The organism is Nocardioides sp. (assembly GCF_964228225.1).
Taxonomy (GTDB): Bacteria; Actinomycetota; Actinomycetes; order Propionibacteriales; family Nocardioidaceae; genus Nocardioides.
Genome location: NZ_CAXQZB010000067.1, coordinates 1 through 6,945 on the forward strand (window position 1 = coordinate 1; position 6,945 = coordinate 6,945).

The window sequence follows — 6,945 nt, forward strand, 5'->3', positions numbered from 1 at the left end:
CCGCGGAGGAGTGCTGGGAGCTGCTCGAGGACCACGAGCTGGGCCGGATCGGTTACCGCCTGGTCGACGAGGTCCACGTCGTGCCGGTCAACTACGCGGTGGTCGATCGCACCCTGCTGATCCGCACCGACGCCGGCAACACGCTGCTGGCGGCCGCGCTGGAGTCCGACGTCGCGCTGGAGATCGACTCCGTCGAGTCGCTCGCCGACGGGCGCAGGGTCGCCTGGTCGGTGCTGGTGCGCGGGCACGGGCGGGTGCTCGGCGAGGACGAGGCGCACCGGTACGACGACCTGCCACTGGTGCCGTGGGTGTCCACGCCCAAGTGGGAGGTCGTGGCGATCGTGCCGGAGGCCGTCACCGGACGGCGCTTCCAGCTCGTGCCCGCCTGAGCCGTCCCCCCCCCTTACGATTTCAGTGAGATGAGTCGGCGTTTCGTGCGACCCTGAGTTGGTGCCCAGCGCCCCGACCTGCCCACGCGGCCACACCGACTCCCGCGTGGTGCGTGACGGGGTCCAGAGGACCGGCGGCCGGGGAACGCCAGCGGTGGCGGTGCATCCGTCCCGACAACAGCTACCACCGGTTCCTCGGCGCGATGAGCAGGACACGCGCGCTCGATGAGACCTGTGTGGAGTGCGAGAACCACCTCGAGGCGCACCAGGGCCCGGGTGCACCCGCGGAGTTCGAGTACCTGGTGCGCGAGGTCGCGACCGCGCTGGTGAACCTGGGCCGTGGGATGAGCTACACCGACGCAGCGAAGCGTGTCCGGATGACCGCCAACGTCGGCAAGACCGCGGCACTGCGGGAGGTCGTGAACGGACAGACAGTCGCGGAGTGGATGGCCGACTTCGTGCCCGTGGTCGCGGCCCGCCACCAGGAGAGCGAGTGGCCCGCCGTGCTCGTCCTGGACAGCACCCGGTTCATCTGGACCAACAACCGCTCCGGGCAGACCTTCGACCTGTTCAGCGTGCTGGCGGCGTACGGCTACGACAAGGACGGCGAGAACGGCCGGCTGTGGAAGCTCGCGGCCGCTCCGACGAACGACGGCCCAGCCTGGGAGGAGTTCCTGGCCAGCCTGCCCGGCCGGCCGCTGTCGGTGGTCTGTGACCGCGACTACGGCATCATCGGGGCGGTTCAGCGGCACTGGGGCCGCGGCAAGAACGCCGTGCCCATCCAGCTGTGCGAGTTCCACATCATCGAGAAGGGCCGCCAGGCGCTCCGCAAGGACGGCGTCGAGTACGACGACCCGCTCTGGGAGCTCCTGCACGTCGCGCTCCAGTCCCGAACCGGCTGGGACGCGTTCGACGCCGCCGTCACCGACCACCCCGCGGCGGCGAACGGCCGCAGGTGGGTGGCGTACTGGCGGCGCCGGATGCGCGCCCAGACCGACCGCCGACCGAGCCTGCCGCCGGTGTACGGCAACGGCGCCATCGAGGAGCCCATCCGCCGCGTCCGCGCGGTGCTCGAGTCGCGCCGTTGAACGTTCCGAAACCGAGCCCGCATGGACCTCCTGCTCGAGCTGGTGCGGCTGGCCCATCTACGCGCCGACGACGCCGGCGTCTACGCCATCGACATCCGCGGCCACCTCAGCAAGCACGCAGGCATGCCGTCTCGTCGCTACCGTGCGCTCTACGACTCCTGGGGACCGAAGAGCAACCAGCAGCGCACCTACAGCCTGTGGTCCACCCCAGCGGAGAAGGCCGCGAAGGAGCTGCGCAACGCAGCGCGGAAGAAGACCGGCCAGCCACCCAAACCCGCAGCGTCCGCTGGCGCGGTCGCACAGCAGGAGGCGGAGCCGGTCGGAATCGACTTCTGAGGGTTGGCGGCTGGTCAGACCGGGTCGAGACCAGACGCAAGGACGCGCGTCACGGCCCACTGCCGGTCGTGCCCGCTCGACCGGGGGAAGCCACCGGTGTCGAACACCCTCTGGAGGTACGAGACGAACGACGTCGCCGTGTCGGTGACGATGAGCGCGTCGGCGCAGGCGTCCGGAAGGACAAGACCGTACGGCGCACCCCCGCTGACGTTGTTCTTATGCAGGTGGTCTGGCGCGACGGGCAGCTGGAATGGCCTGCCCTCCGGGTACTCGCGCCACTGCTCGAACTCGTCGAGCAAGTACGGCCGGACGTCGTCCCTGGGGTAGCGCAAACCCGCTACCTCGACGACGAGTGGGTCCGCCGCGGCAGAGGTCTCCCAGTCGGGGTGAGTGCCGACCATCCACACGTCGCCGACGATGCGCACCCAGGACGACAACACCATCGGGACGGGACCGAAGGTCTGGTCGAGCCAGTCGACGAAGTCCTCCGCGTCTGGCCCCGGTCCGGTCAAGGGCTGCACGGGCGTGCCGTCGTCGTCGTTCTCGTGGAAGCGGTAGTCCTGCTCGAGCAACCGCTCGATGAGCACCTCGATGTTGCATCGCGCCCGGCGCGCCATCTCGTCGCAGACCGCTTGAGCCTCGTCGGCGAACTGGGGGTCGCGCACCTGAGCACCGAGCTGGCGCAGTTCGTGCCACACCACGTCCCGCTCGCCGTCCAGGTAGCGAGCAAGCCAGCGCGGGTGAGACGTCACGAGAGCGACTGTGCCGGACTGTCGCAGTTGCGGCAATGCGCCGCCCGCCTATCTCACTGAAATCGTAAGGGGGGGCCGTCCCTGAGCCGTCCCATCGCGGCCCCACCGCGACCGGTCCGGGTCGAACGGGGCCGATCGGGGCCGAACGGGCGCAGGGGTCAGGCGTCGTGGATCGGCTCGGCGGGCAGCTTCTTCGGCTTGCGCATCCGCTTGCGACGGCTCGGGATCATCGAGCGCATCTCCTCGAGCTTGCCGAAGCAGAGCAGCCGGTCGCCGGCCTCCAGCACGTGGCGCGCGTTGGGGTTGGGGATGACCTGGGTGCCGCGGTGCAGCGTCAGGGCGGTGATGTCGCGCTCGCGGAGCCCGGAGTCGCCCAGGGTCTTGCCCACCATGTCCGAGGCCTCGAAGACCAGGATCTCCGCGACGCCGTAGCCGGTGGAGACGGTGAGCCGCTGACGCACGTCGATCTCGGGGAAGGCGACCTGGTTGTCGATGTAGTCGATGATCGCGCCGGCGACGTCGAGGTCGGTGGCCCGCTCGATGCCCTCCAGGCCCGGCGAGGAGTTGACCTCCATCACCAGCGGCCCGTCGTTGCCCTCGAGCATGTCGACGCCGGCGACCCGCAGGCCCATGATCTGCGCCGAGCGCACCGCGGCACGCTCGAACGCCGGGTCCAGCTGGACCGGCTCGACCGACCCACCGCGGTGCACGTTGGAGCGGAACTCGTCGCCCTTGGCCACGCGTCGCATCGCGGCGACCACCCGGTCGCCGACGACGAGGGCGCGGATGTCGCGGCCCTTGGACTCCTCGACGAAGCGCTGGATCAGCACGTTCTGCTTGGTCGACTGCAGCGTCTCGATGATCGCCTCGGCGACCTTGATGGTCGGGGCGAGGATCACCCCGATGCCCTGGGTGCCCTCGAGCAGCTTGATGACGACGGGTGCGCCGCCGACCCGCTCGATCGCGGGGATCACGTCGTTGCGGCCCTGGACGAAGGTCGTGGCCGGCATCCCGATCTGGTGGCGGGAGAGGATCTGGGTCGCACGCAGCTTGTCGCGGCTGTTGGAGATCCCCCACGAGGTGTTCGGCGTGTAGACGTCCATCTGCTCGAACTGCCGCACCACGGCGGTGCCGAAGTAGGTGATCGAGTTGCCGATGCGCGGCAGGATCGCGTCGTAGTGCGAGAGCTGCTTGCCACGGAACTGCAGGTCCGGCTCGTCACCGGACAGATCGATACCGAAGCGCAGCGTGTTGAGGACCTTGACGGTGTGGCCCCGGTCCAGGGCCGCCGTGCGCAGCCGCTGCGTACTGTACGAGCGGGGCGCGCGGGACAGGATCGCTAGTTTCATGACCACCCGAGTGTGAGTGCCGGACGTGTGGACCACCATGTGCCCGACGGGTGCCGAGCGATGGAGAGGACGAGCCAGCGTGCCAGCAGAGCCGACGGGCGACCAGACCCCTGTTCCTTCCTACACCCTCGCGGGTTGGCGTGAATGGGTGAGTCTCCCCGGCCTCGGGGTGCCCTGGGTCAAGGCCAAGCTCGACACCGGCGCACGCACCAGCGCCATCCACGCCTTCGACCTCGTCGAGGAGGAGGTGGACGGGCAGCGCTGGGTGAGCTTCTCCATCCACCCCTGGCAGGGCACCGACGAGGACGCCGTCTCGGCCCGCTGCCCGGTGCTCGACGTCCGTGAGGTCCGCTCCTCCTCCGGTCATGCCGAGGAGCGCTACGTCGTCCCCATGGAGATCACCCTGCTCGAGCGCACGGTGACCGCGGAGATGACGCTGTCGCGGCGTGACGAGATGGGGTTCCGGATGCTGGTCGGGCGCGAGGCGCTGCGGCAGGGCTACGCCGTGGACCCGGGCAGGTCCTACCTCGGTCCCCGTCCGCCCGTCGCCGTACGCCGGCGCAACCGGGGACGGTGAGCGTGCCCCGCGACTCCTTCGAGATCGGTCCGGTCCGGGTCCGCGCCGGGCGCAAGCAGGCGCTGGCGCTGCCGATCACGCGCCTGGTCACCGGCGCCGACGTCGACCTGCCGATCCGGGTGGTGCACGGTCGGCACGACGGGCCGACCGTCTGGATCGACGCCGCCATCCACGGCGACGAGGCCGTGGGCGTCGAGGTCGTGCGCCAGGTGCTGGCCGACCTCGACGCCAAGTCCCTGCGCGGCACGCTGATCGCGGTGCCGATCGTCAACGTGCTCGGCTTCATGAACGGCGACCGCTACCTGCCCGACCGGCGCGACCTCAACCGGTCCTTCCCCGGCTCGCGACGCGGCTCGCTGGCGGCCCGGATCGCGCACCTGATGATGACCGAGGTGGTCGCCAAGTGCGAGGTCGGCATCGACCTGCACACCGGCTCGGACCGCCGCACCAACCTCCCGCAGATCCGCGCCGACCTCGAGGACGAGCGCACCCGCGAGCTGTCGTTGGCCTTCGGCGCGCCGGTGATGATGCACGCCCGGCTGCGCGACGGGTCCCTGCGCGCCGCGGCCCGTGAGGCCGGCGCCAAGGTGCTGCTCTACGAGGCGGGCGAGGCGTGGCGGATGGACGGCTGGGCCGTCGACGCGGGCGTGCGCGGCGTACGCCGCGTGCTCGCCCACCTCGGGATGATCGAGCCCCCCGAGGAGGACCCGCCCGCCCCGACGCTGGAGTCGTGGCGCTCGGGCTGGGTCCGCGCCCGCGGCACCGGGATGCTCCACCTCGAGGCCGAGCTCGGCCAGCGGGTCACCAAGGGCGAGCGCCTCGGCGGGCTCTTCGACTCCTTCGGCAAGCGCGTGCGGCTGGTCCACGCCGACCGCGACGGCATCGTCATCGGCCGCACCGAGGCGCCCCTGGTGTCCTCCGGCGACGCGGTGGTCCACCTCGCCGAGGTGCTCGAGTCACCCGCCCAGGCCGTGGAGCACGAGCCGCACCCGGACTCGGTCGAGGAGACCGACGAGTCCTGAGGGGGTCCCCTCACCGGGTCTCGTGGCTGTGAGTCTTGGTAGTGGCTGGCCCGGGGCTGGCTGGCAGGGTCGGTCTGGCCGGTTCTCTGTCGTGTTCGTGACCCACTCGTGGCTTGACCTGTGGGCTGTTGCTGGCGGTGTCCTTGCCGAGACCTGTCCGAACGCGGCGGCGAGCCGGCCGGGCGCCCCGCCCACGTCGTTGGCCTGATCAGAAGCCTGTCCCACGCGTGTTCACGCACGTGTGGTGACCCATCACAGTGATGCCGCGTCGTGACCTCACCCGGGGCGTGCCGGCCGGCTCAGCCGGCCATGACACCCACCCCGTTGCAGCAAGGAGCGCATCTGATGGCCGGCCCACAACCCATCGTGGCAGACGTCTACACCTACGTCGTGGGCGTGGACACCCACGCCGCGACCCACCACTACGCGATCATCGAGGCCCGCACCGGAGGGCTGATCGATCACGCCGAGTTCCCCACCCACACCGCCGGGCTGCTGCGCGCAGCCGACTGGATCGCCCGCCGCACCGCAGAAGCGACTGCCGGCGAGGTCGACCGGGTGTTGGTCAGCATTGAGGGCACCCGCAGCTACGGCGCCCAGCTCACCGCTGTGCTGTCCCAGACCGGCTACCGCGTCGTCGACGCCCCGACCCCCAAGCGCGAGCGTGGCAGCGGCAAGAACGACCAGATCGATGCGGTCGTGGCCGCCCGCGGCAGCCTGCACAAGCACCTCGACCAGCTCGCCGATGCCCGCAGCGGTGAGACCTCAGCGACGCTGCAGGTGCTGCTGAGCGCCCGCAACTCCATCACCGGCGAACGCACCCGCGCGATCAACGCGCTGACCGCGCTGCTGCGCGTGCACGACCTCGGCGTCGACGCCCGCCGCAAACCCACCCGTCAGACCATCCGCAGCATCGCCGCCTGGCGTACCCGACGAGGCGACACCCCCACCCAGGCCGTCGCACGCCGCGAGGCAATCCGTCTGGCCACCCGGATCCTGGCCCTGGACGCCGAGGCCACCAGCAACGACAAGCAGCTGCACGACATCGTCGCCGCGACCGCCCCGACCCTGCTCGACCTACCCGGCGTCGGACCCGTCAACGCCGCCACCGTCCTGACCGCCTGGTCCCACCCCGGACGCGTCCGCAACGAAGCCAGCTTCGCCAAGATCGCCGGAGTCTGCCCACTCGAGGTCTCCTCCGGACGCCGCCACGAACACCGCCTCAACCGCACCGGCGATCGACAGCTGAACCGCGCCCTGCACTCCATCGCCAGCAACCGGATGAAGTACCACCCAGCCACCCGCGACTACGTCGCACGCCGCACCGCCGAGTCCCTCACCAAACCCCGCATCCGCCGCTGCCTAAAGCGCTACATCGCACGCGAGATCTACCGACACCTCGCAGCCCTTGACACGCTATAGAAGCGTCTCG

At 70.6% G+C, this 6,945-nt stretch carries 8 protein-coding genes and 1 pseudogene; 6 read left to right on the forward strand and 3 right to left on the reverse strand.

The features are described 5' to 3' along the window. The 3 genes from ACERUJ_RS16500 to ACERUJ_RS16510 all read left to right on the forward strand — a co-directional run. Window positions 1–389, forward strand: a 389-nt coding sequence (locus ACERUJ_RS16500) for a pyridoxamine 5'-phosphate oxidase family protein (RefSeq protein WP_370249919.1), incomplete at its 5' end; no start/stop codon positions are given. Between the two features lie 203 nt (window positions 390–592). After that, window positions 593–1,477 (forward strand): hypothetical protein, encoded by an 885-nt coding sequence (locus tag ACERUJ_RS16505; protein WP_370038001.1) that lies wholly within the window; start codon window positions 593–595, stop codon window positions 1,475–1,477. Window positions 1,478–1,498: 21 nt separating this feature from the next. After that, the gene (locus tag ACERUJ_RS16510) at window positions 1,499–1,813 is read left to right on the forward strand and encodes a hypothetical protein (RefSeq protein ID WP_370038002.1); all 315 of its coding nucleotides are present in this window, start codon (window positions 1,499–1,501) and stop codon (window positions 1,811–1,813) included. Between the two features lie 14 nt (window positions 1,814–1,827). On the opposite strand, the gene ACERUJ_RS16515 is transcribed toward ACERUJ_RS16510, so the two are convergent. The 3 genes and pseudogenes from ACERUJ_RS16515 to ACERUJ_RS16525 all read right to left on the reverse strand — a co-directional run. Further along, window positions 1,828–2,565, reverse strand: a complete 738-nt coding sequence (locus ACERUJ_RS16515) for a hypothetical protein (RefSeq protein WP_370195058.1) — start codon at window positions 2,563–2,565, stop codon at window positions 1,828–1,830. 158 nt (window positions 2,566–2,723) lie between these two features. Next, window positions 2,724–3,026, reverse strand: a complete 303-nt coding sequence (locus tag ACERUJ_RS16520) for a TrkA C-terminal domain-containing protein (protein ID WP_348691143.1) — start codon at window positions 3,024–3,026, stop codon at window positions 2,724–2,726. A 27-nt stretch (window positions 3,027–3,053) separates the two neighbouring features. Next, window positions 3,054–3,914: pseudogene (locus tag ACERUJ_RS16525) on the reverse strand (RimK family alpha-L-glutamate ligase); the annotation flags it as partial. A 79-nt stretch (window positions 3,915–3,993) separates the two neighbouring features. On the opposite strand from ACERUJ_RS16525, the gene ACERUJ_RS16530 reads away from it, so the two are divergent. The 3 genes from ACERUJ_RS16530 (at window position 3,994) to ACERUJ_RS16540 (ending at window position 6,935) form a co-directional block, all read left to right on the forward strand. Further along, complete coding sequence (locus ACERUJ_RS16530; protein WP_370038004.1) at window positions 3,994–4,491, forward strand: ATP-dependent zinc protease; 498 nt, start codon at window positions 3,994–3,996, stop codon at window positions 4,489–4,491. Beyond that, window positions 4,488–5,513 (forward strand): succinylglutamate desuccinylase/aspartoacylase family protein, encoded by a 1,026-nt coding sequence (locus ACERUJ_RS16535; RefSeq protein ID WP_300390652.1) that lies wholly within the window; start codon window positions 4,488–4,490, stop codon window positions 5,511–5,513. Before ACERUJ_RS16530 ends, ACERUJ_RS16535 begins: the two co-directional genes overlap by 4 nt. 345 nt (window positions 5,514–5,858) lie before the next feature. After that, complete coding sequence (locus ACERUJ_RS16540; RefSeq protein WP_300404667.1) at window positions 5,859–6,935, forward strand: IS110 family transposase; 1,077 nt, start codon at window positions 5,859–5,861, stop codon at window positions 6,933–6,935. Window positions 6,936–6,945: the final 10 nt, after the last annotated feature.